The sequence below is a fragment of the Oryzihumus sp. genome, from assembly GCF_036391795.1.
Taxonomy (GTDB): Bacteria; Actinomycetota; Actinomycetes; order Actinomycetales; family Dermatophilaceae; genus Oryzihumus.
In genome coordinates, this window is sequence record NZ_DASVZH010000002.1 from 1 (window position 1) to 24,728 (window position 24,728).

26 protein-coding genes are annotated in these 24,728 nt (G+C 74.3%); 6 read left to right on the forward strand and 20 right to left on the reverse strand.

The genetic code is table 11. The features are described 5' to 3' along the window. Positions 1 to 5: 5 nt before the first annotated feature. The 3 genes from VF825_RS00040 to VF825_RS00050 form a co-directional block, all read right to left on the reverse strand. Positions 6 to 1,226 (reverse strand): SPFH domain-containing protein, encoded by a 1,221-nt coding sequence (locus tag VF825_RS00040; RefSeq protein ID WP_331108800.1) that lies wholly within the window; start codon positions 1,224 to 1,226, stop codon positions 6 to 8. 5 nt (positions 1,227 to 1,231) lie between these two features. Further along, the gene (locus VF825_RS00045; RefSeq protein ID WP_331108802.1) at positions 1,232 to 1,699 is read right to left on the reverse strand and encodes an NfeD family protein; all 468 of its coding nucleotides are present in this window, start codon (positions 1,697 to 1,699) and stop codon (positions 1,232 to 1,234) included. A 98-nt stretch (positions 1,700 to 1,797) separates the two neighbouring features. After that, positions 1,798 to 2,121, reverse strand: coding sequence for an ArsR/SmtB family transcription factor (locus VF825_RS00050; RefSeq protein ID WP_331108804.1), 324 nt, complete (start codon positions 2,119 to 2,121; stop codon positions 1,798 to 1,800). Between the two features lie 84 nt (positions 2,122 to 2,205). On the opposite strand from VF825_RS00050, the gene VF825_RS00055 reads away from it, so the two are divergent. Continuing rightward, positions 2,206 to 3,441, forward strand: coding sequence for an MFS transporter (locus VF825_RS00055; RefSeq protein ID WP_331108807.1), 1,236 nt, complete (start codon positions 2,206 to 2,208; stop codon positions 3,439 to 3,441). 15 nt (positions 3,442 to 3,456) lie between these two features. Here VF825_RS00055 and VF825_RS00060 read toward each other — a convergent pair whose 3' ends face one another. Then, complete coding sequence (locus VF825_RS00060) at positions 3,457 to 4,239, reverse strand: ABC transporter ATP-binding protein (RefSeq protein ID WP_331108809.1); 783 nt, start codon at positions 4,237 to 4,239, stop codon at positions 3,457 to 3,459. Positions 4,240 to 4,297: 58 nt separating this feature from the next. On the opposite strand from VF825_RS00060, the gene VF825_RS00065 reads away from it, so the two are divergent. Next, positions 4,298 to 5,071: a hypothetical protein gene (locus VF825_RS00065; RefSeq protein WP_331108811.1), complete on the forward strand. Its 774-nt coding sequence runs from the start codon at positions 4,298 to 4,300 to the stop codon at positions 5,069 to 5,071. A gap of 5 nt (positions 5,072 to 5,076) precedes the next feature. Here VF825_RS00065 and VF825_RS00070 read toward each other — a convergent pair whose 3' ends face one another. Both VF825_RS00070 and VF825_RS00075 read right to left on the reverse strand, forming a co-directional pair. Next, the gene (locus VF825_RS00070) at positions 5,077 to 5,988 is read right to left on the reverse strand and encodes an LLM class flavin-dependent oxidoreductase (protein ID WP_331108813.1); all 912 of its coding nucleotides are present in this window, start codon (positions 5,986 to 5,988) and stop codon (positions 5,077 to 5,079) included. A gap of 44 nt (positions 5,989 to 6,032) precedes the next feature. Beyond that, positions 6,033 to 6,197: a hypothetical protein gene (locus VF825_RS00075; protein WP_331108815.1), complete on the reverse strand. Its 165-nt coding sequence runs from the start codon at positions 6,195 to 6,197 to the stop codon at positions 6,033 to 6,035. Between the two features lie 259 nt (positions 6,198 to 6,456). On the opposite strand from VF825_RS00075, the gene nadA reads away from it, so the two are divergent. Next, entirely contained in the window at positions 6,457 to 7,662 is a 1,206-nt protein-coding gene (gene nadA / locus VF825_RS00080) for a quinolinate synthase NadA (protein ID WP_331108817.1), read from the forward strand. A 48-nt stretch (positions 7,663 to 7,710) separates the two neighbouring features. Here the strand turns inward: nadA and VF825_RS00085 are convergent, their stop codons facing one another. After that, a complete protein-coding gene (locus VF825_RS00085) occupies positions 7,711 to 8,442 on the reverse strand; it encodes a dienelactone hydrolase family protein (RefSeq protein ID WP_331108819.1) in 732 nt (243 codons plus the stop codon). A gap of 115 nt (positions 8,443 to 8,557) precedes the next feature. On the opposite strand from VF825_RS00085, the gene VF825_RS00090 reads away from it, so the two are divergent. Beyond that, positions 8,558 to 9,259 (forward strand): PLP-dependent cysteine synthase family protein, encoded by a 702-nt coding sequence (locus VF825_RS00090; protein WP_331108821.1) that lies wholly within the window; start codon positions 8,558 to 8,560, stop codon positions 9,257 to 9,259. Between the two features lie 69 nt (positions 9,260 to 9,328). Here the strand turns inward: VF825_RS00090 and VF825_RS00095 are convergent, their stop codons facing one another. Further along, positions 9,329 to 9,838, reverse strand: coding sequence for a hypothetical protein (locus VF825_RS00095; RefSeq protein ID WP_331108823.1), 510 nt, complete (start codon positions 9,836 to 9,838; stop codon positions 9,329 to 9,331). A 241-nt stretch (positions 9,839 to 10,079) separates the two neighbouring features. On the opposite strand from VF825_RS00095, the gene VF825_RS00100 reads away from it, so the two are divergent. Further along, positions 10,080 to 11,450 (forward strand): pyridoxal phosphate-dependent decarboxylase family protein, encoded by a 1,371-nt coding sequence (locus VF825_RS00100; RefSeq protein WP_331108825.1) that lies wholly within the window; start codon positions 10,080 to 10,082, stop codon positions 11,448 to 11,450. A gap of 150 nt (positions 11,451 to 11,600) precedes the next feature. Here the strand turns inward: VF825_RS00100 and VF825_RS00105 are convergent, their stop codons facing one another. Next, the gene (locus VF825_RS00105) at positions 11,601 to 12,968 is read right to left on the reverse strand and encodes a dipeptidase (protein ID WP_331108827.1); all 1,368 of its coding nucleotides are present in this window, start codon (positions 12,966 to 12,968) and stop codon (positions 11,601 to 11,603) included. An 80-nt stretch (positions 12,969 to 13,048) separates the two neighbouring features. Between VF825_RS00105 and VF825_RS00110 the strand changes: the two genes are divergently transcribed. Continuing rightward, positions 13,049 to 13,627 (forward strand): DUF3043 domain-containing protein, encoded by a 579-nt coding sequence (locus VF825_RS00110; RefSeq protein ID WP_331108829.1) that lies wholly within the window; start codon positions 13,049 to 13,051, stop codon positions 13,625 to 13,627. Between the two features lie 89 nt (positions 13,628 to 13,716). Here VF825_RS00110 and VF825_RS00115 read toward each other — a convergent pair whose 3' ends face one another. The 11 genes from VF825_RS00115 to VF825_RS00165 form a co-directional block, all read right to left on the reverse strand. Further along, positions 13,717 to 15,069: a transaminase gene (locus VF825_RS00115; RefSeq protein WP_331108831.1), complete on the reverse strand. Its 1,353-nt coding sequence runs from the start codon at positions 15,067 to 15,069 to the stop codon at positions 13,717 to 13,719. Continuing rightward, complete coding sequence (locus VF825_RS00120; RefSeq protein ID WP_331108833.1) at positions 15,066 to 16,433, reverse strand: serine hydrolase domain-containing protein; 1,368 nt, start codon at positions 16,431 to 16,433, stop codon at positions 15,066 to 15,068. The genes VF825_RS00115 and VF825_RS00120 overlap by 4 nt, the downstream gene beginning before the upstream one ends. Beyond that, entirely contained in the window at positions 16,430 to 16,645 is a 216-nt protein-coding gene (locus tag VF825_RS00125) for a hypothetical protein (RefSeq protein WP_331108835.1), read from the reverse strand. The genes VF825_RS00120 and VF825_RS00125 overlap by 4 nt, the downstream gene beginning before the upstream one ends. Before the next feature lie 9 nt (positions 16,646 to 16,654). Next, the gene (gene cobA / locus VF825_RS00130; protein ID WP_331108837.1) at positions 16,655 to 17,893 is read right to left on the reverse strand and encodes a uroporphyrinogen-III C-methyltransferase; all 1,239 of its coding nucleotides are present in this window, start codon (positions 17,891 to 17,893) and stop codon (positions 16,655 to 16,657) included. A 2-nt stretch (positions 17,894 to 17,895) separates the two neighbouring features. Next, positions 17,896 to 19,629 (reverse strand): nicotinate-nucleotide--dimethylbenzimidazole phosphoribosyltransferase, encoded by a 1,734-nt coding sequence (gene cobT, locus VF825_RS00135; RefSeq protein ID WP_331108839.1) that lies wholly within the window; start codon positions 19,627 to 19,629, stop codon positions 17,896 to 17,898. After that, positions 19,626 to 20,657 carry an Rv2231c family pyridoxal phosphate-dependent protein CobC gene (gene cobC / locus VF825_RS00140; protein WP_331108841.1) on the reverse strand — a complete coding sequence of 344 codons (1,032 nt, stop codon included), beginning with the start codon at positions 20,655 to 20,657 and terminating at the stop codon, positions 19,626 to 19,628. Before cobC ends, cobT begins: the two co-directional genes overlap by 4 nt. Beyond that, on the reverse strand, positions 20,650 to 21,708 hold the full coding sequence (locus tag VF825_RS00145; protein ID WP_331108843.1) for a HoxN/HupN/NixA family nickel/cobalt transporter: 1,059 nt from the start codon (positions 21,706 to 21,708) through the stop codon (positions 20,650 to 20,652). The genes cobC and VF825_RS00145 overlap by 8 nt, the downstream gene beginning before the upstream one ends. Then, complete coding sequence (locus VF825_RS00150) at positions 21,705 to 22,130, reverse strand: cobalamin biosynthesis protein (RefSeq protein WP_331108845.1); 426 nt, start codon at positions 22,128 to 22,130, stop codon at positions 21,705 to 21,707. Before VF825_RS00150 ends, VF825_RS00145 begins: the two co-directional genes overlap by 4 nt. Continuing rightward, complete coding sequence (locus VF825_RS00155; protein ID WP_331108847.1) at positions 22,127 to 23,530, reverse strand: cobyrinate a,c-diamide synthase; 1,404 nt, start codon at positions 23,528 to 23,530, stop codon at positions 22,127 to 22,129. The genes VF825_RS00150 and VF825_RS00155 overlap by 4 nt, the downstream gene beginning before the upstream one ends. Beyond that, a complete protein-coding gene (gene cobO / locus VF825_RS00160) occupies positions 23,527 to 24,141 on the reverse strand; it encodes a cob(I)yrinic acid a,c-diamide adenosyltransferase (RefSeq protein WP_331108849.1) in 615 nt (204 codons plus the stop codon). Before cobO ends, VF825_RS00155 begins: the two co-directional genes overlap by 4 nt. Beyond that, a partial coding sequence (locus VF825_RS00165) for a VWA domain-containing protein (protein ID WP_331108851.1) occupies positions 24,141 to 24,728 on the reverse strand: 588 nt, incomplete at its 5' end. The genes cobO and VF825_RS00165, both read right to left, overlap by 1 nt.

Sequence of the window (24,728 nt, forward strand, 5' to 3'; positions counted from 1 at the left end):
GGCGACTACGGTCGCGGCTCCCCGCCGGGCAGGTCGGTCGGGAAGGCCGGCGGCTCGGGCACCACCGGAGCCTGCGGGGCGCCCGGGGGCTCGGGCGCCACCGGCGCCTGGGGATCAGGCGACGGCACCGCCGCGGACGGCATACCGGGCGGGTCCGCAGGAGCTGCGTGAGTCCCGCCGGTCACTCCCCTGGAGTGCCCCTCGGCCTCGGCGCTGGAGCGCGCGGCCTCGCCGCGGGCCTCCGCCAGAGCCCGGGCGGGATCCTCCAGGGCGGTCTCCTCGAAGGCAGTCGGCACCCGTTCCCCGGAGTCGACCCACTCGTCCTCGTCCCGGCCGGCCGGGCCCTGGTCGGTGCCGCCGAGCGCGTTGCCGATGCCCTTGAGCGCGTCGGTCAGCTCGCTGGGGACGATCCACATCTTGTTGGCGTCGCCACGGGCGATCTGGGGCAGCACCTGGAGGTACTGGTAGGCCAGCAGCCGCTGGGTGGGCTTGCCGCGGTGGATCGCGTCGAAGACCTGCTGGATGGCGCGCGCCTGACCCTGGGCCTCGAGGATCCGGGCCTGGGCCGAGCCCTCGGCGCGCAGGATCTGGCTCTGCTTCTCGCCCTCGGCGGCGAGGATGGCCGACTGCTTGACACCCTCGGCGGTGAGGATCGCGGCACGGCGGTCACGCTCGGCGCGCATCTGCTTCTCCATCGAGTCCTGCACGGAGTGCGGCGGGTCGATGGCCTTGAGCTCGACGCGGCTGACGCGGATGCCCCACTTGCCCGTGGCCTCGTCGAGGACGCCACGCAGCTGGGCGTTGATCTGGTCGCGGCTGGTCAGCGTCTGCTCGAGGTCGAGCGAGCCGATGACGTTGCGCAGCGTGGTGACCGTGAGCTGCTCGATGCCCTGGATGAAGTTGGCGATCTCGTAGACCGCCGCCTTGGCGTCGTTGACCGCGTAGTAGATGACCGTGTCGATGTTGACGACGAGGTTGTCCGAGGTGATCACCGGCTGCGGCGGGAAGGAGACCACCTGCTCGCGCAGGTCGATGTTGGCGCGCACCTTGTCGACGAACGGCACCAGGAAGTGGATGCCCCCGTCGAGGGTGCGCGAGTAGCGGCCGAGCCGCTCGACGATCTGGGACGTCTGCTGCGGCACGATGCGGATGGTCCGCACGATGACGACGACCGCGAAGATCACAAGCAGCAACAGCACGATCAGGCCGGCGCTGACTCCGCTCACAGTGTCTACTCCGAATTCCGACCAGGCGCGACGCCAGTGACGATCGCGGTGGCCCCCTCGATGGAAACTACCCGGACCTCTTGCCCGGGCAGGCAGTCGGCGGTGCCCGGTGCGGTGCGGGCCGTCCAGGTCTCACCGCCCAGCTTGATGCGACCGTCGAGCGATGTGACGGTCTGGATGACGAGCGCAGGGCGGCCGATCTGGGCCGGGAGCCCGATCCCCCCGTGGCCCTCGGGCACCATGAACCGCCGGCGGACCAGCGGTCGCACCCCGAACAGCAGCAGGCCGGCGACGGCCACCGCGACGAGCACCTGCAGCGCCACGGGCGCGCCCAGCGCCGAGGCCAGGGCCCCCGCCAGCGCACCGCCACCGAGCATGAGGAACACGAAGTCGACACTGGCGGCCTCGATGGCCCCCAGCGCGAGGGCCAGGCCCACCCAGGCCAACCACCCGTGATCAGCGAACCACGACATGGATCCCCTGCCTCCTTCCGTGCACCAGCACAGCACTGCGACGCCAACCTATCGGCGCAGGTTCCCTGCTGCCGTGCGAATCCGGCGGTGTCGTCGCCTCAGGAGTGCCCGTCGGTCAGGACCGCGTCGAGCAGGCCGGGGAAACGGGCGTCGAGATCCTCACGACGCAGGCTGATCAGGCGTTCACGACCCTGGGGGGTGCTGCGGATGACGCCGGCCTCGCGCAGGGTCTTGAGGTGGTGCGAGCGGGTCGACTTGGCCAGGTCTCCCCCGACGGCCTGGCAGGCCAACTCCCCCGCGGCCCCGCCCGCCAGCTGCTGGACGATCGCCAGCCGTGAGGGGTCGCTGAGCGCGAACAGCACCTCGGTGAGCTCGATGTCCCCGACCTCCGGGTGCTCGAGCCGCTGCACGGTCGTCGTCATGGTTCGATGATAGTTGAACAATCGCGGAAAGGCGCCTACTGTCTCAATGGTTCGATCATCATGGAACTGTCGCCAGGAGCCCCGATGTCCCTCCCCCGCACCCTGCCGCGTCTGGGTCGCACCCCCGCCTTCGCGGTCGTCTCCCTCGCCCTCGTGGTCCTCATGCTCGCCGCCGGCGCTCCCTCGCCGCTGTTCGTCGTCTACCAGGCCCAGTGGCACTTCAGCCCCGCCGCGCTGACGACCGTCTTCGCGGCATACCCGTTGGCATTGCTGGCTTCCCTGCTGACCGTGGGCGGGCTGTCCGACCACGTCGGGCGCCGTCCCGTGCTGGCCGCCGCGCTGGCGCTTGACGCCGTCGCGATGCTGCTCTTCCTCGCCACCGGCGGGGTCGGCGGGCTGCTGCTGGCCCGCGCGGTGCAGGGCGTGGCCACGGGAGCCGCGATGGGAGTCGTCAGCGCCGCCCTGGTGGACCTGCAGCCGCTGCGCCGGCCGCGCGCGGGCGTCGTGGTCAACAGCGTGGGACCCACCGCCGGGCTGGCCGCGGGGGCCCTGGGCGCCGGCCTGGTGCTCGACCACCTGCCCGCGCCGACCAGGGTGGTCTTCCTCGCCCTGACCGCGGCACTCGTGGTGCTGGCGGCGCTGGTCGCCGTGGTCCCGGAGACCGTGCCATCGCGCGCGGGAGCCCTGAAGTCGTTGCGCCCCAGCGCATCCGTGCCCGCTCAGGCCCGCCGTGCGTTCGCCCGCGCGGTGCCGGCCCTGATCGCCACGTGGGCGATCGGCGGTCTCTACCTCTCCCTCGGCCCCTCCCTGGTGGCCACCCAGCTGCACGTGCAGGGGCACCTCGCGGGCGGTCTGGTGGTCGCCGCCCTGACCGGCGCCGGCAGCATCGCGGTGCTGCTCGTCGGCGCCAGGGCCCCGCGGCCCACCATGGCCTTCGGCGCCGCCACGCTGGCCGCCGGCGTCCTGGCCACGCTCGTCGCCCTCGACCTGAGGTCGGTGGCCGGCTTCTTCACGGCCACCGTCGTCGCCGGTGTCGGCTTCGGCACGGCGTTCTTCGGGGCGTTCCGCTCGGTCGCGGCCCTGCCCGAACCGCATGAGCGCGCCGAGCTGTTCGCGGCGGCCTACACGGTCAACTACCTCGCGTTCGGCGTGCCGACCCTGCTCGCCGGTGTCGCGGCACGGCAGGTGGGCCTGCTGCCGACGGCGATGGTCTACGGCGTGATGGTCGTGGCGCTCAGCGTGGTCGCCCTTGGCCTCGGCCTGCGCCGGCCGCCGGCCGCGGCGACCTGCCAGGCCCGGACCTGCGCGGCCACCAGCTGATGCGGGTGGGTCGGCTCAGCGGGCGCGGGCGGACCAGCGTTCGCCGTGCCGGTCCACCACCAGCGGCAGGCCGAAGGTCTCGGAGAGGTTGTCCTCGGTCAGGGTGATCTCGATCGGCCCCTGGGCCACCACCCGGCCGTCGCGGACGAGCAGCACGTCGGTGAACGACGGCGGGATCTCCTCGACGTGGTGGGTGACCAGGACCAGCGCGGGGGCGTCGACGTCGGCGGCAAGCTCGCCGAGGCGGGCGACCAGGTCCTCCCGACCGGCAAGGTCGAGACCGGCGGCGGGCTCGTCGAGCAGCATCAGCTCGGGGTCGGTCATCAACGCCCGGGCGATCTGGACCCGCTTGCGCTCCCCCTCGCTGAGCGTTCCGAAGCGCCGGTCGGCCAGGTGCCCGGCACCGAGGGCCTTGAGCAGCTCGGCGGCCCGCCCGTGGTCGAGCTCGTCGTAGCGCTCGCGCCAGCGGCCGACGATGCCGTACGACGCGGTGACGACGACGTCGGCGACGCGCTCGTCGGCGGGGATGCGCTCGGCGATCGCGGCGCTGGCCAGGCCGATCCGGGGGCGCAGCTCGAACACGTCCACCGCGCCGAGGACCTCGCCGAGCACCCCGGCCACGCCCTGCGTCGGGTGGATGCGCCCGGCGGCGAGCTGGAGCAGGGTGGTCTTGCCGGCACCGTTGGGGCCGAGGACGACCCAGCGCTGACCCTCCTCGACCTCCCACGTGACGTCGTCCAGCAGGGTGTTCCCCCCGCGGACCACACTGACGCCGGCGAGCTCGAGGACATCACTCATGGCGGTGACCCTAGCCAACCCCCGAGGAGCGGTCGCGCCCGACACCTACCATGGCGGGATGTCCGTGCTCCCCGCATCGGTCCGCCTCGCGCTGTGGGCCACCGCGTCGTTCGCCGACCGGTCCCGGCTCGAGGACGTCCTCTCCCGCGCCCTGCCCGACGTCGACCACGTCGACGGTGACCCGCTCGCCCGGCTCGGCCTGTGGCGCGACCTCGGCGAGCGCGCGGTGCTCGTCGCGCTGCCCCGCCCGGGTGACCTGCGCGGTATGCCGCGTGGCTCGGCCGAGTTCGCCGCCGCGGCAACCACGGCCGGGGAGTGCGTCTACGTGCCGGGCATGGGCGGTGCCCTCGTGCCGCGCGTCGAGGTCTACGGCCCGGAGGTGGACCAGGGCACGCGAGTGACCTGGACGGCATACGACACCGACCCGGTGCCGGTGCACGCACTGGAGGCGCTGTCGCTGGCCGAGGTGGAGCGGGAGCTGCGTTCCGAGCTGGCCGAGCTGACCGGGGCGCTCGACGGACTGGACGCCAGGCCCTGGTCGGGCAGCGACCTGCGGGCCACCGCCGACGAGCGGCTCGGCGGCCGCGGCTGGGGACTGCCGGACGGCATGTCGCCGCGGTGCCTCCGGGTGATGACGATGGCCGCGCAGGTCGGGGCGATCACCGACGTCGGGCTGAGCCACGTCGGCCACGCCGTCGACAGCCACGGCACCGAGCGGCGGCGGGCCCTGCTGGCCGACCTGCAGGGCGTGGCCGACCGTGCCCTGGCCCAGGCCGCGACGGTGGCCGCCCTCGGCCTGGCCGGGATGCGGCCGGCCGGCGCGCGCGACTGACGGGCTCAGCCGCGGGTGGTCGCCGCGGTCACCTCGATGACCGCGTCCATCAGCTCCCGCTTGCGCGCACCGGAGCCGAGGGTGAAGTCGGGCACGATGACCTCGTCGACGCCAACCGCCTGCCAGGCCTCGACCATCTCGACGAGGTCGGCGGGAGCGCCCCCGACCGCCGCCCTGGCCGGTGAGGCCGCCGCCTCGGCCCGCGCCGCGTCGCCGTCGTCGCTGACGAACCACAGCGCCTGGCACGAGCGCTGCACCGAGGCCGGGTCGCGGTCGACCTTCTCGCACTGACGGTCCAGGACGGCGCTGCGCTCGGCCACGCGGTCGGGCAGGCCCCACATGTTCCACTCGTCGGCGTGCCGGGCGACGATGCCCAGCATCCGCTCACCGGTGCACCCGACGAGCAGCGGCACGCGCGACTGCACCGGCTTGGGCTCGCACAGCGCCTCCGTGACGCGGTAGTGGTCGCCGGCCACCGTGGTGCTCTCCTGGGTCAGCAGGCCCTCGATGACGCGCAGCCCCTCGTGGAAGCGGCTCACCAGCGGTCCGGGCGCGGGCAGCTCGATGCCGTACTGCTCGTGCTCGTTGACCTGCCAGCCGGCGCCGAGGCCAAGGACGAGGCGGCCGTTGCTGACGTGGTCGACGGTGGCCGCCCAGTTGGCGACCACCGCCGGGTGCCGGTAGGTCATGCCCAGCACCAGTGGTGCCAGCACGATCCGGTCGGTGAGGGCCGCAAGGGCGCTCAAGGCGGCGGTGGCCTCCAGCAGCGGCGCGGCAGCCTCGGCTCGGTCCGCGCTGTTGGCCATGAAGTGGTCGGCCAGGTAGACCCGGTCCCAGCCGGTGGCCTCGGCGTGCCGCACCGTGTCGACGACCTCGTGCCAGGGCTGGCCGACCGAGGGCCAGATCGAGAAGCGCATGGCCGGACCCTAGCCGCCCTTGGCGACGGCCCTGTCCGGGCCGGTCAGATGCCGGCGGTGTCGCCCATCAGGACGCGGATCTCGCCCTCGGTCAGGTCGTTCAGCTCGGCCAGCGTGACCACGCCGGAGGAGAGCAGGGCGGCCACGTGCCGGGCCAGGCTGTCGCGGGAGACGTCGGTCGTGGCACCGGCGAGATCGGTGTGCGTCATGGTCGGCTCCTTGAGTCGGCGGGGGTCCTGCGGGTGACCGTTCGCCCCCGTGACCGGTCAGGTGCACGACGGTAGCGGCGGCGATCCTCGATCCCGTGGAGGCTCCCGCGCAACCCCTGCCCGGCGTGTCGCGGGCCCCTGACGGCGTGTCACCGTTCCGGACCCTGTCCGGGGCCTCGCGGCCACGCTCCCGACGCACCCGCACGGCATACCGGTGGTCCTGGACGGTGGCGTTGTGAACGTGTGAAACGATCAGCGGGTGAGCACCACCACGGAAAGCCCGCGTCACGCGTCCCTGCCCCTGATGGTCCTCGGCCACGGCCGGGACCTGGCCACCGAGCGAGGGGTGGAGTGCCCCGGCGAGCTGCCGGCGCCCTCGGACCCGGGCCTGGTCGAGCGGGCGCGCGCGGCCAAGGCAGCGCTGGGCGGCTCGGTGTTCGTCCTGGGCCACCACTACCAGCGCGACGAGGTCATCGAGTTCGCCGACGTCACCGGTGACTCGTTCAAGCTGGCCAAGGACGCGGCGGCCCGGCCCGACGCGCAGCACATCGTCTTCTGCGGCGTGCACTTCATGGCCGAGTCGGCCGACATCCTCACCAGCGACGAGCAGCAGGTGATCCTGCCCGACCTCGCCGCGGGGTGCTCGATGGCCGACATGGCCGCGATCAGCCAGGTCGAGGACGCGTGGGACGACCTGGTCGACGCCGGGGTCGCCGAGGACGTCATCCCCGTGACGTACATGAACTCCAGCGCCGCGATCAAGGCGTTCACGGGTCGCCACGGCGGCACCGTCTGCACCTCCAGCAACGCCAGGACCGCTCTGGCGTGGGCGTTCGGGCAGCGCGGTGGCCTCGAGGGCACCGGCAAGGTGCTGTTCCTGCCCGACCAGCACCTCGGCCGCAACACCGCCGTGCGCGAGCTGGGCCTGTCCCTGGAGGACTGCGTCGTCTTCGACCCGCACAAGCCCAACGGCGGCCTGACCCGCGAGGAGCTGCAGGCGGCCCGGATGATCCTGTGGCGCGGGCACTGCTCGGTGCACGGCCGGTTCAGCCTGGAGGCCGTCCACGAGGCCCGCGCGACGATCCCCGACGTCAAGGTGATCGTCCACCCCGAGTGCCGCTACGAGGTCGTCGAGGCCGCCGACGAGGTCGGCTCGACGGAGAAGATCATCAAGACCATCGCGGCCGCCCCGGCGGGCACGAAGTGGGTCGTCGGCACCGAGCTCAACCTGGTGCGGCGCCTGGCCACGCAGTTCCCCGACCAGGAGATCGCCTTCCTGGAGAAGAACGTCTGCTACTGCTCGACGATGAACCGCATCGACCTGCCGCACCTCGTCTGGGCGCTGGAGTCCCTCGTCGCCGGGCGCACGGTCAACCGGATCGAGGTCGACCCCGACGTGGCGCACTGGGCCCGGGTGGCGCTCGACCAGATGCTCGCCCTGCCCGGCGAGACCAGCAAGGACTGACCGGCGACTGGCCAGCGAATCCGCCCTGTCGACAGGCGTTTTCGCGGGCTACGCCGTGTCCGCCGCGGGGTCGAGATGGCGGTGGAAGAACGCCGCGATGCGTCGCCGCGCGTCCCGCGTCGCCGGCTCGTCGTACGCCGTGCCGCTCACCTTGCCCAGGAACGTGGCCATCCCGCCGCTGTCGCGGTGGTCGTTCATGAACCCGTGCCCCACCCCGGGGTAGATGCGGATGTCGTGGTCGATGCCGAGCGCGCCCAGGTGGTACTCCAGCCGCTCCGCCGACCGCCGGGTGATGAGGTCGCGGCGCCCGAAGCTGCCCACCACCGGGCACGCCCCGTCCAGCGCCTCCCTCGTCTGGTAGCGCCGCGAGGCCGTGCCGTAGTTCACGCCCGCCACGTCGTAGTCGTCGCCGAGGGCCAGCATCAGGGCGAACCCGCCGCCCATGCAGAAGCCGACGACACCCACCCGGCCGGTGCAGTCCTGCCGTCCGGTCAGCCAGCTCCTCGCTGCCGCGAGGTCGCGGTAGGTGCGGCCCTGGTGGTCGATGGTCTCCCGGAGGATCGAGCGCAGGCACCGCGCCCGGCTGCCCCAGTGGAACAGGTCCGGCGCCACGGCCAGGAACCCCTCCCCCGCCAGCCAGTCGGCCTGGCGCTGCAGGTCAGCGGTCATGCCCATGACGTCGCTGACCACGACCACCCCCGGCCACGCGCCGGGACCGGCCGGGGTCGCCAGCCAGGCGGGCAGCGCCCCCTCCGCCGTCGGGATGCTCACCGTCGCCATGCGCGCCACCTCCGCCGCCCACGCTAGGCGGACGCGCCCGGCCCGGCCACCACCCGGGACGTACGCCGGGTGCCCGCCCCCCAGCGGCCGCCGGGCACGCGGGACCATGCGTGGCGTGACGGGGACGAACAGGCAGTCCGACGCCACCGGTGGGGTCCTGACGCCGATCGGGAAAACCCCGCTGGTGACCCTGCGCCGGGTGGTCCCGCCCGGCTGCGGCGAGGTCGTGGTCAAGGTGGAGGGGCAGAACCCGACCGGCAGCATGAAGGACCGGATGGCCCAGGCGAAGGTCGCCGGCGCCGAGCGCGACGGCCGGCTGCGTCCCGGCGGCACCGTGGTGGAGTACACCGGCGGCAGCACCGGCGCCTCCGTTGCCCTGGTCTGCGCCGCGCGGGGGTACCGGCTGCGGATCGTCACCTCGGACGCCTTCAGCCGGGACAAGCTGACCCGGCACGGCCGGGGTGCTGCGTACACATCACCCGGCGCTGCGGGTCGTCGCGGTCGAGCCGGGCGAGTCGCCCGTGCTCTCCGGCGGCGCCCCGGCGCCCACCGGATCGAGGGCATCGGCATCGGCTACCGGCCGCCGATGTGGGACCCGGAGCCGCCCGACGAGGTGCTGTCGGTCCCCAGCGGCGAGGCCGAGGAGATGGCCCGGCGGCTCGCGCGCGAGGAGGGGCTCTTCGCGGGGACCTCCTCGGGTGCCAACGTCCTCGCCGCGATCGACGTCGCCCGGCGGCTCGGTCCCGGGTCGCGCGTCGCGACCCTGCTCGTCGACTCCGGGCTGAAGTACCTCAGCACCGGGGTCTACCGCCGCTGAGCGGTGTACCCGCGCCCCGGGCGGACCGCTTGCCCGGACGCATGCCGGTGGGCCGGCATACGTGCCGGCTCACCTGCTACCGGTGGGGCGGGCCGGTCCCGAGGGGGTGGGCCGTGGAGCGGGGTATCGCGCCCGCATCATCAGCGCTTCGAACCTCGCCGAGCTCATGCGGGTGAGGGTCACCGGGGCGTGGCCGGGCACCGAGAGCAGCACCGACCGGCCGTCCGCGGAGAAGCGCGCCGTCGCCGGCGGCGGAGGAGGCGGTTCCCCATGGACGGAGGGCACTCCCGTCAGCGTCACCTCGGTGCCGGGACCGGCGCCATCGGCCGTGAACACCTGTTGCCCACCCTCATGGCGAAAGGGCCCGAAGGGGTCGACGGGCGTGAAGAACACGCTGACGTAGAGCGAGTCGTCGGGCATGGTCAGCCACGTCATGGCGATACCGAAGTGGCCCTCCACCGTGCCGTAGAAGGATTCCTTGCCCGTCGGACCGCTCAGGCCGGCAGAGGACCGCACCGGGGGTGCACCACCGGCGAGGTCGGCCACCGTCGAGCAGCCAGCGACGAGCGCGGCAGCCACGGCGGCTGCCACCACGAGACCGGCGGCCCGCCAGGTCCTCCCGCCAGCACGGTCCCGCGCCATGTGCCACACCCCCGATCCGTTCCCCTGCCGGAAGCATGCCCGGCCGCAGGACCGGGATGGCCGGGGCTGCGGCGAAACCAGCCGAACGGATGAGCCTGCCGGAGCCTTTCGGCCGGACACGCCCCTCCCGCGGCGCGCGGCGGTGTCGGCACGCCGGAGGCGGCGATAGCCTCCGCGAATGGACGACCACGCAGCCCTCGAAGCGGCCCACCGGCACGCCCTGGCCTGGCTCGACGGGCTGCGCGAGCGACGGGTGCACCCGGGACCGGGGGTGGACGCAGCCGCCGGTTTCGCCGGGCCCTTGCCCGAGCACGGGGAGGACGCCGCGAAGGTGGTCGAGGCCCTCGTGGCCGCCGCCGAGCCCGGCCTGGTCGCCAGCGCCGGACCCCGCTACTTCGGCTACGTCATCGGCGGCGGGCTGCCGTCGACCGTCGCGGCCGACCAGCTGGCCGTCGCGTGGGACCAGGTGGCCGGGCTGGAGGTCATGTCGCCTGCCGCAGCGGCCGCCGAGGAGGTGGCCGGCGCGTGGGCGCGCGAGCTGCTCGGGGTTGACCCGGAGGCGTCTTTCGGCTTCACCACCGGCGCCCAGATGGCCAACTTCACCGGGCTGGCCGCCGGGCGCCACGGGGTGCTGGCCCGGGCCGGCTGGGACGTGGAGCGGGACGGGCTGCAGGGCGCCCCGCGGGTCCACGTCGTCGCCGGGGCCCAGTCGCACTCGACCATCCCGCAGGCGTTGCGCTTCCTCGGGTTCGGCGGGACCCCTGACCGCGCAGAGGCCGACGGGCAGGGCCGGATGGTGCCGTCGTCGCTGCGGGAGGTGCTGGCCCGCTCCGAGGGGCCCGCGATCGTCTGCGCCCAGGCCGGCAACGTCGACACGGGGGCGTTCGACCCGGTCGAGGAGCTCGCACAGGTCTGCCGGGAAAGGGGTGCCTGGCTGCACGTGGACGGGGCGTTCGGCCTGTGGGCGGCGGCCAGCCCACGGCTGCGGCACCTGACCGCCGGGGTCGAGCTCGCCGACTCCCTGGCCACCGACTGCCACAAGTGGCTCAACGTGCCCTACGACTCGGCGCTGGTGTTCACCCGCGACCCCGAGGCGCACATGGCGGCGATGACCTGGCAGGCGGCCTACGTGCAGGTCGGTGAGTCGCGGGACCCGTTCCGGTTCGTGCCCGAGTCCTCCCGGCGCGCACGGGGTTTCGCCGTCTGGGCCGCGATCCGCGAGCTGGGGCGATCCGGCGTGGCCGCCATGGTCGAGCGCTCGTGTGACCTGGCCCGGCGGTTCGCCGACGGCCTGCGGGACGAGCCCGGCGTGACAGTGCTCAACGAGGTGGTGCTCAACCAGGTGCTGGTGCGCTTCGACGACTCCGACGAGCACACCGCGGCGGTGATGCAGGGCATCCGGGACAGCGGGGAGGCGTGGGTCTCCGGGACCGTCTGGGACGGCCGCCCGGCGATGCGCTTCTCGGTCTCCAACTGGATGACCACCGAGGCCGACATCGACCGCACGCTGGCCGCGGTCCTCGCCGCCCATCGCGCCGCCGTCACCTGACCGGACACCGCTTCGCCCGCGAACTCAGCCCTCCACGGGGCAGGAACGCGGGCCAACCGGTGTTCGGTCGGGCTGCCGGCACCGGTATGCCGCCCGCTCGGGTGAGCGGGCGGCATACCGCGCAGTGCGTGGCCGGGTGGCGTGGCGGCCTCAGGCCTTCTTCAGCGTGCCGAGCCGCTCGAAGAGGACGGCCTCGGCGACGCAGACGCGCTCGAACTCGCCGAGGTGCAGGCTCTCGTTGGCGCCGTGCGCGCGGGTGTCGGGGTCCTCCACGCCGGTGATGAGGATGCCGGCCTCGGGGAACTTCTCGGCGAACGCCGCGACGAACGGGATCGAGCCGCCCACGCCGATGTCGACCGGCGGGGTGCCCCAGGCGTCGGTGAACGCGGCCCGCACCTGGTCGTAGACCGGTCCCTGCGCGTCGGCGGCGAACCCGGCACCGGACTCGTCCAGGTGCACGTCGACCTGGGCGTTCCAGGGGGCGTGGGCCTTGAGGTGGTCGGTGACGAGGCGGTAGGCCGCGGCCGGGTCCTCGTCGGGGGCGATGCGCACCGAGATCTTGGCCGAGGCCTGCGGCACGAGGGTGTTGCTGGCCTGGGAGACGGTGGGCGCGTCGATGCCGATGGTGGTGATCGAGGGCTTGGTCCACATCCGCGACAACAGCGAGCCGGTGCCGATGGTGTGCACCCCGTCGAGCAGGCCGGAGTCCTTGCGCAGCTGCTCCTCGGTGAACTCGAGGTCGGCGGCCTCACCGGACTTCAGACCCTCCACCGCCACGTTGCCCTCGTCGTCGTGCAGCGTGGAGAGCAGGCGGGCCAGCGCCATGATCGCGTCGGGCACCGCGCCGCCGAACATGCCCGAGTGGATGCCGTGGTCGAGCGTGCGCACCGTCACCACGACGCGGATCATGCCGCGCAGGGTGGTGGTGAGGGCCGGCTCGCCGATGCCCCAGTTCATCGAGTCGGCCAGCACGATCGCGTCGGCGCGCAGCTTCTCGCCGTGACGCTCCAGGATGGTCGGCAGCGAGTCGGAGCCGATCTCCTCCTCGCCCTCGACGAAGACGGTGACACCGACCGGCAGGGTGCCGTGGTGGGCGCGCAGCGCAGCGATGTGGGCCATGACGCCGGCCTTGTCGTCGGCGATGCCGCGGGCGTAGACCCGGCCCTCACGCTCGGTCGGCTCGAACGGGGCGCTGTCCCAGTCCTCGTCCTTGCCGGGCGGCTGGACGTCGTGGTGGGCGTAGAGCATCACCGTCGGCGCCCCCTCGGGCCCGTCGACGTGGCCGATGACCGCCGGCCGGCCGCCCTCGCGGACGATCTCCACGTCCAGGCCCTCGGCGCGCAGCAGCGCGGCCACCGCCTCGGCGCTGGCCTCCACGTGGGACTGGTCGAACGCGTCCAGGGACACGCTCGGGATGCGGGTCAGCGCCTCCAGGTCCCGGCGCAGGCCGGGCAGGAGCTCGGCGATGCGGGTGCGGAGGGCGTCGATGCGGTCAGGGGTCACGGCGTCGTCGGTCACGCCCGCGAGCGTACCGACCCGGCCACGTGGCCCCGGTGGCGATACCAGCGAACCGGCCCACTCGACATACAGTGTGCGTCGTGTTTGGACGAAAGAAGGCCGCCGAGCCGGCCGCCCCCGAGACCACCGTCGCCGAGCGCCCGGGCGCCAAGAACCGGCCCACGCCCCGGCGTCGGGACCAGGAGGCGGCCCGCAAGAAGCCGCTCGTGCCGGCCGACCGCAAGGCCGCGGCCAACGACGCGCGCCTCAAGGCCCGCGAGGCGCGCGCCCGCCAGCGTGCCGCGATGATGACCGGCGACGAGGCGCACCTGCCCGCCCGCGACAAGGGCCCGGTCAAGCGGTTCATCCGCGACTCCGTGGACGCCCGGTGGAACGTCGGGGAGTTCATGCTGCCGGTGATGGTGCTCGTGCTGGCGCTGTCGTTCGTGCGGCAGAGCTGGGCGCTGCTGATGGTCTTCATCCTCGTCTACGGCCTCATCGTGGTGGCCGTCGTGGACGCGGCGCTGATGTGGCGGCGCACCCGCAAGAAGATCATCGCCAAGTTCGGCGAGGGCAGCGTGCCCGCGGGGTCGACGATGTATGCCGTGATGCGCGCCTTCCAGATGCGCCGCTCGCGGCTGCCGCGCCCGCAGGTCGCCCGGGGCGAGAAGCCGCAGTGAGCTGACGCGGCACGTGTGAGAGGGGCGGGGACCGTCGCGGTCCCCGCCCCTTCGTCGTGCCGGGAGCCGGCTGAGCCGGCTCGGACGGCTCAGCCCGCGAGGGTGGCGACCGCCTCGCCGAAGACGTCGACGTGCGCCTGGACGTCGTCGGCGGTGGTCTCGGGGCACATGAGCGCCATGTTGTGGAACGGCGTGAGCAGGATGCCCCGGTTGGCGAGGAAGAGGTGCAGGTAGTCGTCGAGCTCCTCGTCGTGGACCTCGTGCGACTCGGTGCCGTTGCGCGGCGGGGTGGCGCTGAAGCGGTACTCCGAGCGGGCGCCGAGCTGGGTGACCGACCACGGCAGGTCGTGCCGCTCGATCGTGGCGCGGATGCCGGCGGTGTAGGTCGTGGCCAGGTCGATCATGTGCGTGAACGCCTCGTCGGTGAGCACCGACTCCAGCGTGGCGCGCATCGCCGCCACCGAGAGGGCGTTGCCGGCCATCGTGCCTCCGACGCCGCCCATGTCGACCAGGTCGAGGTCGTCGCGGCGCAGGGTGCGGTCGGCCAGCTCGGCGGACATGGCGTAGGCGCCCGCCGGGATGCCGCCGCCGATGGCCTTGCCGATGACGAGCAGGTCGGGGTCCAGGCCCCAGGCCCGGGTCGCGCCGCCCGGGCCGACCGAGAAGGTGTGCGTCTCGTCGTTGATGAGCAGGGTGCCGTAGCGGCGGGTCAGCTCGCGCACGCCCTCGAGGTAGCCCGGCTCGGGCAGGACGATGCCGATGTTGGTTAGCGCCGGCTCCATGAGCACCGCGGCCACGTCGCCGTGGGAGAGCTGGCGCTCGAGGCCCTCGAGGTCGTTGAACTCCGCGACCCGGCTGGTGATCGTCACGTCGCAGGGGGCCCCGACGTTGCCCTCGCGGGCGGCACCCTCCCCGTCGGGAGTGGTGACGATCAGCGACTCGTCGACGCTGCCGTGGTAGCAGTAGCTGTTGACCAGGATCTTCGGCCGGCCGGTGACGGCCCGCACGATCCGGATGGCCCAGCGGTTGGCGTCGGTCGCGGTCAGCGAGAAGCTCCAGCGCGACACCCCGAAGCGGCGGGTCAGCTCGGCGCCGACCCACTCGGCGTCCTCGGTCGGCAGCATGGCGGTGGCGCCGCCGAGGTCGGCGAACCGGCGCTGGACCGCCTCGACGGTGGCCCGGGGCGAGTGACCCGCCATCGCGGCGGTGTCGCCGAGGGCGAAGTCGCGGTAGGTGTGGCCGTCGATGTCGGTCACGCGGGCACCGCGCGCGGAGTCCAGGTAGAGCGGGAACGACCCTGCTCGCTTGTTCATCCACGTCATCGGCACCCGACCGAAGAGGTGCTCGGCCGCGCCGAAAGCCTTCTCCGACAAGGGGTTGCGGGCCGCGAAGTCCGCGACCTCGCGGGCCATCAGCTCGTGCAGCCGGTCGCGGGCGATCACGGCGTCACCAGGTTGGCGAACGCGCGGGGCTCCCGCGTCACGGCGTAGGTGGCGAAGTACATGCGACTCACCCTTCCTTCCTCGTCGCGGGCCACCTCGAGCAGCTCGCCACGCTCACGCCCCTGCACCGCCCTGAACCGGTCGGCCCCCTCGGCCTCGAACCGGGTCTCGTTCGTCGCGGCCGGCGCCCCCGGCACCCGGCACCACAGGTCCTCGCCGCGGACCTCGAAGACCAGCTCCTCGCCCTCGGACCACCAGCTGCCGAGGATCTCGGCCAGCTCGGGCCGCGGCGTCGAGGGCACCCACGCCTGCGCCGGCGTGGGCTCGGCGTCGAGCACCTCGGCCACCAGCCGCCCGGCCAGGACCAGCGAGTCCGCGCCGGCGGTGGTGTTGGCGAACACGACCGCGCCCACGCCGTCGGCGCGGCGGACCCTCAGGCCGGTCAGGTAGCCGGGCATCGCCCCGCCGTGGCCGACCAGCACCCGCTCCCCCAGCCGGCCCATGCCGAAGCCCAGTCCGTAGCCACCGGTCCAGCCGTCGGGGTCGGTGATGACCAGCGGACGGCACATCTCCTCGACCGTGTCGGCGCAGAGCACCTCCTCGACCGGGTCGGCGACGAACGCGGCATACCGGCCCAGGTCGGCGACCGTGCTCCACAGGCCGCCGAGGGCGGCGGTGGCGCGCAGGTCGAAGCGCGGCTCCTGCGTGGCCAGCCCGGAGAACGGGTGCACCTGGTAGCCGAGGGCGCGGTCCTCGCGCGGGGTCAGCCCGGTGTGCCGCATCTCCAGCGGGTCGAGGATGCGGCGGCGCACCACGTCCTCCCACGGGGCCCCCTCGACCCGCTCGACGACCTGACCGAGGAGGGCGTAGGCCAGGTTGGAGTAGTGGAAGACGAAGTGCGGCGGCAGGACCCGCTCGGCCTGCTCGAGCTCGGCGTGCAGGCGCTGCTCGTCCGGGGCGTCCAGGGTCTCCCAGATGCGCCCGACCGGCTCGCGCTGCAGGCCGGAGGAATGGGCCAGCATCTGCCGCAGCGTCACGTCACCGTGGCGGGTGTCCGGGAGCCAGGTGGACAGGGGGTCGTCCAGCCGCAGCCGACCCTCGTCGCGCAGCGCCATCACTAGCACCGCGGTGAAGGTCTTGGTGATCGAGCCGATCATGTACTGCGTGTCGTCCGTCGGCGCGGCCGCCGGGTCGAGACGAGCGGAGCCGACGTGGGTGGACCAGACGAGGCTGCCGCCGCGGACCACCCCGGCGCTGACCGCCGGCGAGCGCCAGTCGTGCTGGGCCTGCCGGACCATCCGCTCCAGCCTGCGCGCGAGCTCGGGAGCGTCGGCCACGAGCGAGGTGGTGCCGGCGGTGGTCACTGCGCGGGGCGCAGGCTCATGGGGCCGTAGACGACGGTGTCCTCGTGGTGCAGGGTCACCGAGTCCACGCCGGCGTCGGCGAGGTCACGCCACTCCTCCCCCAACCAGCTCTCGGCCTCGCTCTGGGAGGGGAAGCCCGAGGTCACGAGCGCACCCCCGCTCATCGGCTTGCCGTCGGCGTCGAGGTAGGTCCACGTCCACTGAGCGCTCATGGCCTCACCTTAGCCAGCGGCGAAGCCCGCCACCGGGCCGATCACCGTGACGGCCGGCGGGCGCAGGCCGTCGGGCGGCCCGTCCTTGGCGACGGCGCCCAGCGTGCTGGACAGCACCGCCTGGGTCGGCAGGCCGCCGTCCATGACGCTGGCCAGCGGGGTGTCGGCGTCCCGGCCGGCGGCGACGAGGGCTGCGGCGATGGCGGCCAGCGTCTCCACACCCATGAGCACGACCAGCGTGGTGCCTCCGCGGGCCAGGGCCTCCCAGTCGACGGTGCTGCGCGGGTCGCCGGGCGCGGCGTGTCCGGAGATCACCGTGAAGCCCTGCGACAGGCCGCGGTGGGTGACCGGTATGCCGGCCAGCTCGGGGGCCGCGATCGCGGAGGTCACCCCCGGGACCACCTCCGTGGCAACCCCCGCCTCGGCGCAGGCCAGGACCTCCTCCATGCCCCGGCCGAAGACGAAGGAGTCGCCCCCCTTGAGCCGCACGACGGTCAGGCCGCGGAGGGCCCGGTCGACGAGGACGGCGTTGATCTCCTCCTGCGGGGTGAACCGCCCGCGGGGGATCTTGGAGACGTCGACGACCTCGACGCCCTCGCGCAGGCCGTCGAGGACGGCCAGCGGGGCGAGCCGGTCGACGACCACCACGTCGGCGGTGGCCAGAGCCTGAAAGCCCTTGAGCGTCAGCAGCTCCGGGTCACCCGGTCCCCCGCCGACCAGGATCACCCGCCCGGGGGTGTCGTCCCGCAGCGGCGTGCGCGCCGGGGCGCCGGGGTCGTCGCGCAGGGCCTCGTCCACGGCGGCCACGGCGGCGTCGCGCAGGGCGGCCGCCCGGCGCGGGTTGCGGTCGCCGTGCACGCTGACCGTGGCAGGGCCGCTGCGCCCCGTCGCCGGCATCCACGCCGAGGCGTCCCGGGCGTCGTCGACGCGCAGGCAGAAGACGCGCCGTGCCTCGGCCTCCCGCAGCACTGCGGCGTTGACCTCGGCGTCAGCGGTGCAGGCCATCGCCAGCCAGGCGCCCTCGAGGTCGCCGTCGGCGTAGAAGCGCGGCTGCCACTCGACCTTGCCGCGCAGGGCGAGGTCCTCCAGCGCGGCCACCACGTCCGGCGAGACCACGGTGACCACGGCCCGCGCCTGGAGCAGGGCCCCGACCCGGCGCAGCGCCACCCGGCCGCCACCGACCACGACGACGCGCCGGTCGCGCAGCCGCAGCCCCAGGGGCAGCAGGGTCTCTGCGTGCTCGGCCATGCTCACGCCTTGTCCGTCACACCGGCGGAGTCGAAGGTCGCCACCTCACGCAGCACCCGGGCGGCGGACTGCACCAGCGGCACGGACAGGGCGGCACCGCTGCCCTCGCCCAGGCGCAGGTCGAGGTCGACCAGCGGGGTCAGCCCGAGGTGCTCCAGGGCCGCGCCGGCGCCGGGCTCCACCGAGCGGTGGCCTGCCACCCAGTAGCCGGCCGCGTCGGGGGCGACCGCGCGGGCGACGAGGGCGGCGGAGCAGGCGATGACCCCGTCCAGGACCACGGGGGTGCGCAGCGCCGCGGCGCCGAGCAGGAAGCCGGCCAGGGCCGCGTGCTCGAGCCCGCCGACGGCGGCGAGCGCGGCCACCGGGTCGGTGGCGTCGACGGCGTTGACCTCCAGGGCCCGCCGGATGACCCCGACCTTGTGGGCGAGCATGGCGTCGTCGATGCCGGTGCCCCGGCCGGTGACCTCCTCGACGTCCAGCCCGGTGAAGGCGCTGATTAGCGCGGCGGAGGCGGTGGTGTTGGCGATGCCCATGTCGCCGGTCACCAGGAGCCGGTTGCCCTGGGCCACGAGGTCGCGGGCCGCGTCGATGCCGACCTCCAGGGCTGCCTGCACCTGCTCCGGGGTCATCGCCGGGCCCTGGGTCATGTCGGCGGTGCCGCGGGCGACCTTGCGGGCCAGCAGCCCCGGCGCGTCCGGGACGTCGCCGGCCACGCCGACGTCGACCACGGTCACCTCGGCGCCGACCTGACGGCCGAGGGCGTTGATGACCGCACCGCCGGCGAGGAAGTTGCCCACCATCTGGGTGGTCACTTCCTGTGGCCACGGTGAGACGCCCTGGGCGTGGACCCCATGGTCGCCGGCGAAGACCGCGATGGCGACGGGCTCGGGCAGCGGGGGTGGGCACACGGCATACATGCCGGCCAGGCGCGTGCCGAGCTCCTCGAGCACCCCGAGCGAGCCGCGCGGCTTGGTCAGCTGGCCCTGTCGCTCCTCGGCGGCGCGCATGGCAGCGGCGTCCGCGGGGGCGATGGCGGCAACGGTCTCGGTCAGCAGGCTCACAGCTTCTCCTCCGGGCAGGCGACGGTCGCCCCAGGCCCCATGATGGACCGCCCACGTCAGCGGCCGCCGACGTGCCCATCCCGAGAGCACCAGCTCCGGCGCGGGCGGGAACTGCTCGACGTGGCCGACGCACAGGTACGCCACGACCTGCAGGTGCCCGGGCAGGCCGAGCTCGCGGGCCAGCTCCTCGGGGTCGAAGAAGCTGACCCAGCCGACGCCCAGGCCCTCGGCCCGCGCCGCCAGCCAGAGGTTCTGCACCGCCAGGGCGGCGGAGAACGGCGCCATGCGCGGGTCCGCGTGGCGGCCGAGGGTGTAGGGGCCGCCGCGGGTCGGGTCGCAGGTGACGACGACGTTGAGCGGGGTCTGCAGGATCGCCTCGACCTTGATCCCGTCGAACAGCCGGGTGCGTCCGGCCGGCAGCGACGCCGCGAACGCGTCCCGCTGGCGCGCGGCCAGGGCCTGGATGCGGGCGCGCTGCTCCACGTCGGTGAGGAGCAGGAAGTCCCAGGGCTGGCTGAGCCCGACGCTGGGCGCCTGGTGGGCGGCGGCCAGCACCCGGGTGAGGACGTCGTCGTCCACGGGGTCGAGGGTGAACCCGCGGCGCACGTCCCGGCGCCGGGCGATGACGTCGTGGACGGCTGCCCGCGCGTCGTCGGGGAAGGCGTGGTCGGTCATGGCAGCTCCTGCAGTGCGGTGGTGAGGGCGTGGGCGAGGGCGTCTGTGGTGGCCTCGTCGCGGGCGGCGACGCGCAGCCACTGGGGTCCCAGGCCGGGGAAGGTGTCGCCCCGGCGCAGCGCGAAACCGTGGTGGCGCAGGCGTTCCCGCAGGAGATCCGCCTGGTCGTGGCGCACGAGCACGAACGGGCCGGCGGGTTCCGTGACGACGTCGAGCCCGGCGGAGCGCAGTGCCTGGGTGAGGTGGGACAGCCGCTGCGGCAGGCGGTCCGCGACCCCGCGGCGGTGGGCCTCCCCCTCGGGCCCGAGGCACGCCACGGTGGCGGCGACGGCGAGGGCGTTGACCGACCAGTGCGGCTGGTGTGCCGCGAGGCCGGCCACCAGCGCGGGAGCCGCGAGCAGGTGGCCGGCGCGGACGCCGGCAAGGCCGAAGGTCTTGGTGAGGCTGCGGATCACGAGCAGGCCCTCGGCCGACGGCGCACGGGAGGCCAGGGACTGGCACTGGTCGGTGACGTCCATGAACGCCTCGTCGACGACCACGAGGCGCCCCGGCCGCAGCAGCGCGGCGACCGACTCGGCCCGGTGCAGCCGCGAGGTCGGGTTGGTCGGGTTGCCCAGGACCACGAGGTCGGCGGCCGGGTCGACGGCGGCCGGGTCGAGGCGGAAGCCTTTGTCGCTGCTCAGGACCAGCCGCTGCACCGGGTGGCCGGCCGCGCGCAACGCGGCCTCCGGCTCGGTGAACTGCGGGTGCACCACGAGTGGTCGCCGCCAGGGCAGCCGCGCCAGGAGGGTGAACGCCTCGGCGGCTCCGTTGGTCAGGAGGACCGAGGCCGGGTCGCAGCCATGGGCCCGCGCCACGGCGGCCACGCCCGGTGTGGGGTCGGGGTAGGCGCCCGCCTGTGCCAGCGCCCCAGCGAGGACGTCGAGCAGCCAGGGCGGGGGGTGCGGCGCCTGGACGTTGACGGCCAGGTCGACGAGGCCGTCACCGAGTTCCTGGTCGCCGTGGTGGAGCAGGTCGACCTCAGGCATCGTCACCACCGCGCAGCCGCCAGACGGCCAGGGCGCCGAGCCAGGTGGTGGCGAAGATCCCCGCGATGACGTAGCCCATGAGCTCGAAGTCGTCGCTGACTGCCGCGACGGGGGCGAGCCAGCCCTGCCCGGCGTACTGCACCAGGGCATCGGCGAGGTAGACCAGCGCGATGAATGCCGCGACCGCCACGGTCACCGCCGTGGTGGCGATGTTGAAGAACAGCGTGCGCGACGGGTTGCGGTAGCTCCAGGAGTAAAGCCGGGTCATCACCAGGGAGTCGGCGGTGTCGAACGTCGACATGCCCGCGGCGAACAGCAGGGGCAAGCTGAGCACGCCGAGGACCGAGGCGCCGCCGCCGGCCGCGGTGGAGGCGGACAGGGCCAGCAGGGTGACCTCGCTGGCGGTCTCCAGCCCCAGCCCCATGAGCAGGCCCACCGGGTACATGTGCCACGAGTGCTGGATGAGCCCACGGACCCGCCCGCCGAGGATCCGCGTGACGAACCCGCGGGAGAGCAGCGCCTCCTCCACCTGCGCGGCGGTGTCGGCGCCTGCGCGCAGCCGGCGCCACAGGGCGACGAGGTTGCGCAGGACCCGGGCGTTGAGGGAGGCCACGACGAGCAGGAACACCATGGCGACGACGGTGGCGACGGTGCCACCCGCTGAGCGCACCGCGTCGACCTCGGAGGTGGAGATCGACCCGGCCGCGGCGGCGACCAGCAGGGCGAGCACGACGACCACCGTCGAGTGGCCCATCGCGAAGAAGAAGCCGACCCCGACCGGGCGGCGGCCCCGCAGCAGCATGACCCGGGTGGTGTCGTCTATCGCGGCGATGTGATCGGCGTCGAAGGCGTGACGCATGCCGAGCACGTAGGCGAGCGCTCCGGAGCCGGCCAGCCCACCGGCCGCGGCGGTGTCGCCGCGGTGCAGCAGGTAGAGCGCGATCCCGGCCACGTGCAGGGCGACGATGGTGCCGAGGATGCCGGACAGGCGCCAGCGCTCCTCCCTCGTCCAGCGCCCGTGGGCCAGCGGGGTGTCGGTCAGGGAGCTCATCGGTCCTCCGGGTGCGGCGGCGTGGCGGTGACCCGGACGGCATCCGGGCGGCCGGCGGCAGGCAGCGCGCCGACGGCCACCGTCCAGGCGCGTGACGCGCGGCGCGGGCCCAGGAGCCTGCCGCCGCAGGCGAGGACCGCGGCCTCGGCCACGGAGGGACTGCCGACCGCGGCGAGGACCCGACCGCTGGGCGTCGGGCAGGGCTGTGCGGCAAGGGTTTCCACGGCGACCGGCTGCACGGGCGCGCCACTGGCCGCGGCAAGCGCGAGGACCGCCTCGGCGCCGGCGCGACGGTCGAGTGTGGTCACGAGGGACACGGCGGCGGGGTCGAGGCCGTGCTCGGCGAGGGCCGCCGCGGCCAGGGTCAGCAGCTCCTGCGCCGGCGCGTCCGGGCGCCCGCCCAACCCCAGGACGACGCTCATCTGGCCCCGCCCGACGCCGCGGCGACCAGGCGCGTGGCCATGCGGGGGTGCCCGGCCCAGTGCGTGTGCAGGTATGACGCGTGCACCCGACCGCGCACCGCCCCCTCCCGCACCGGGTCACCGCTCGTGCCGCGCCAGCCCCACGCCGGCGCGGACACCGTCCCGGTGGCGGGGGCGACCACGGTCCGGTGGAACTCGTGGCCCGTCACCCGCTCCCCCTCCTCGGCGAGGACACCGCCGGTGAGGGCGACCGCGCTGCGGTAGCCCAGGGTCAGGCGGGAGTCCATGCGGGCCGTCAGCGGCAGGACGCCGCACATCGGCGCGCCGTCGAGCTCCTCGGTGAGGTAGAGCAGCCCCGCGCACTCAGCAGCGATGGCACCGCCCCCGGCGGCGAAGTCCGAGATCGCCTCTCGCAGCGAGGTGTTGAGCGACAGGTCGGCGGCGTGCACCTCGGGGAACCCGCCCCCGATGACCAGGGCGGAGACGTCCTCGGGCAGCCGCTCGTCCCGGAGCGGGTCGAAGCCGACCACCTCGGCACCGGCGGCCGCGAGCAGCTCGGCCGTCTCGGCATACCCGAAGGTGAAGGCGCGCCCTCCTGCCACGGCGACCCGGGGCGGCCCGGAGGATGAGGCCACCGGGGTGCCGACCGCGGAGGCGGGATCCCAGGGGGCTGCGGCCAGGTCCGGCGCCTGCCGAGCCAGGCGCAGCACCGCGTCCAGGTCGACGTGGTCGCGGACCAGGTCGGCGAGGGCCGCCACCGCAGCGGTGGCCGCCGGCGAGCGCTCGGCCGCCGGGACCAGGCCGAGGTGGCGGCTGGGCACGAGCAGGTCGGGCAGGCGCGGCAGGGCCCCGAGCACCGGGACCCCGGTGGCGGCGATGCCGTCTCGGGCCTCGGCCTCGTGCCGTGCGGAGGCGACGTTGTTGAGCACCACCCCGGCGACGCGCACGTCGTCCTCGAACCGGGAGAAGCCGTGGACCACGGCGCCGAGGCTGCGGCCGGCGGCACGGCAGTCGACGACCAGCAGGACCGGGGCCTGGACCAGCCGGGCGACGTGCGCGGTGGAGCTGAACCCGGCGGTGCCGGTGGCCCCGTCGAACAGCCCCATGACGCCCTCGATCACGGCGAGGTCAGCCGGGCGGGGGCGGCTGGCACCGTGCAGCAGGAGCGGGACGATGAGGTCCTCCCCCTGCAGGTGTGGGTCGAGGTTGCGGCCCGGTCGCCCGGCGGCCAGCTCGTGGTAGCCGGGGTCGATGTAGTCGGGGCCGACCTTGTGCGGGGAGACCTCGTGACCCGCGGCGCGCAGGGCGGCCATGAGGCCGGTCGCGACCATGGTCTTGCCGTGGCCTGACGCCGGCGCCGCGACGACCAGCCGTGGCAGGTGCATCGCCGGGGTGCTCACCACTCGATCCCCCGCTGGCCCTTCTGGCCGGCGTCCATGGGGTGCTTGACCTTGGTCATCTCCGTGACGAGGTCGGCGGCGGCCACCAGCTCGGGCGGCGCGTCCCGGCCGGTGATGACGACGTGCTGGTGCCCGGGCCGGGCGGTGAGGGTGGCGACGACGTCGGCGACGTCGACCCAGCCCCACTTCAACGGGTAGGTGAACTCGTCCAGGACGTAGAGGTCGTGGGTGCCCGCCTCCAGCCGTCGCTGGATCTCGCGCCAGCCCTCCAGCGCGGCGGCGGCGTGGTCCTCCTCGGTGCCGGCCTTGCGCGACCAGCTCCAGCCCTCGCCCATCTTGTGCCACTGCACCGGGCCGCCGACGCCGGTGCTCTCGTGCAGGTCGCCGAGCGCACGGAAGGCGCTCTCCTCCCCGACCTTCCACCTGGCCGACTTCACGAACTGGAACACCCCGATGTCCCAACCCTGGTTCCAGCCGCGCAGGGCCAGCCCGAACGCGGCGGTGGACTTCCCCTTCATCGGGCCGGTGTGGACGATCGTCAGCGGCCGGTTGCGGCGCTGGCGGGTCGTCAGGCCGTCCTCCGGCACCCGGGCCGGCTGTCCCTGGGGCATCAGGCTGCTCCTGTCGTGGGGGCGACGCTGCGGCGCACGACACCGGAGAGGGCGTCGGCGGCGACGTCGCCGAGGTCGAGGTACTCCGCGCGCAGGGTGGCGGCCAGCTCGCGGGCGAGACCCAGGCGCACCACGGACCGCTTCTCGCAGTCGACGACGACCGAGGCGAGCCCCTCGGCCGCGCAGTGCGCCGCGGCGGCCGAGGCTCGCTGCAGCGGCTGCTCGCCGTGAGTGGCTCGCCCGTCGGTCAGCAGGACGAGCAGCGCACGCCGTTGCGGGTCGCGGGCGCGCTGGCGGCGCACGAGCCCGGCCACCTCGGCCAGCCCCTCGGCCAGCGGGGTGCGCCCGCCGGTGGGGACCTCGGCGAGCCGGCGCTGCGCCAGCTCCACGCTCGACGTGGGCGGCAGCACCAGCCGGGCCCGGTCACCGGCGAAGGTGACGACCGCGACCCGGTCGCGACGCTGGTAGGCGTCCAGCAGCAGCGACACCACCGCGGTGCGCACCTCCCGGACCCGGGCGGCCGCGCCCATCGACCCGGAGGTGTCGACGGCGAAGACCACCAGGTTGCCCTCGCGGCCCTCGCGCTC

Bases quoted from the DNA above. Each gene is read 5' to 3' on its own strand.
- VF825_RS00145 (WP_331108843.1), bottom strand. From the start codon at position 21,708: ATGAGCTCCCTGACCGACACCCCGCTGGCCCACGGGCGCTGGACGAGG.
- VF825_RS00125 (WP_331108835.1), bottom strand. From the start codon at position 16,645: ATGAGCGCTCAGTGGACGTGGACCTACCTCGACGCCGACGGCAAGCCG.
- VF825_RS00060 (WP_331108809.1), bottom strand. From the start codon at position 4,239: ATGAGTGATGTCCTCGAGCTCGCCGGCGTCAGTGTGGTCCGCGGGGGG.
- VF825_RS00070 (WP_331108813.1), bottom strand. From the start codon at position 5,988: ATGCGCTTCTCGATCTGGCCCTCGGTCGGCCAGCCCTGGCACGAGGTC.
- VF825_RS00085 (WP_331108819.1), bottom strand. From the start codon at position 8,442: ATGGCGACGGTGAGCATCCCGACGGCGGAGGGGGCGCTGCCCGCCTGG.
- VF825_RS00045 (WP_331108802.1), bottom strand. From the start codon at position 1,699: ATGTCGTGGTTCGCTGATCACGGGTGGTTGGCCTGGGTGGGCCTGGCC.
- VF825_RS00150 (WP_331108845.1), bottom strand. From the start codon at position 22,130: ATGAGCGTCGTCCTGGGGTTGGGCGGGCGCCCGGACGCGCCGGCGCAG.
- VF825_RS00050 (WP_331108804.1), bottom strand. From the start codon at position 2,121: ATGACGACGACCGTGCAGCGGCTCGAGCACCCGGAGGTCGGGGACATC.
- cobT (WP_331108839.1), bottom strand. From the start codon at position 19,629: ATGACCGACCACGCCTTCCCCGACGACGCGCGGGCAGCCGTCCACGAC.
- cobA (WP_331108837.1), bottom strand. From the start codon at position 17,893: ATGGCCGAGCACGCAGAGACCCTGCTGCCCCTGGGGCTGCGGCTGCGC.
- VF825_RS00065 (WP_331108811.1), top strand. From the start codon at position 4,298: ATGTCCGTGCTCCCCGCATCGGTCCGCCTCGCGCTGTGGGCCACCGCG.
- VF825_RS00100 (WP_331108825.1), top strand. From the start codon at position 10,080: ATGGACGACCACGCAGCCCTCGAAGCGGCCCACCGGCACGCCCTGGCC.
- cobO (WP_331108849.1), bottom strand. From the start codon at position 24,141: ATGCCCCAGGGACAGCCGGCCCGGGTGCCGGAGGACGGCCTGACGACC.
- cobC (WP_331108841.1), bottom strand. From the start codon at position 20,657: ATGCCTGAGGTCGACCTGCTCCACCACGGCGACCAGGAACTCGGTGAC.
- VF825_RS00075 (WP_331108815.1), bottom strand. From the start codon at position 6,197: ATGACGCACACCGATCTCGCCGGTGCCACGACCGACGTCTCCCGCGAC.
- VF825_RS00055 (WP_331108807.1), top strand. From the start codon at position 2,206: ATGTCCCTCCCCCGCACCCTGCCGCGTCTGGGTCGCACCCCCGCCTTC.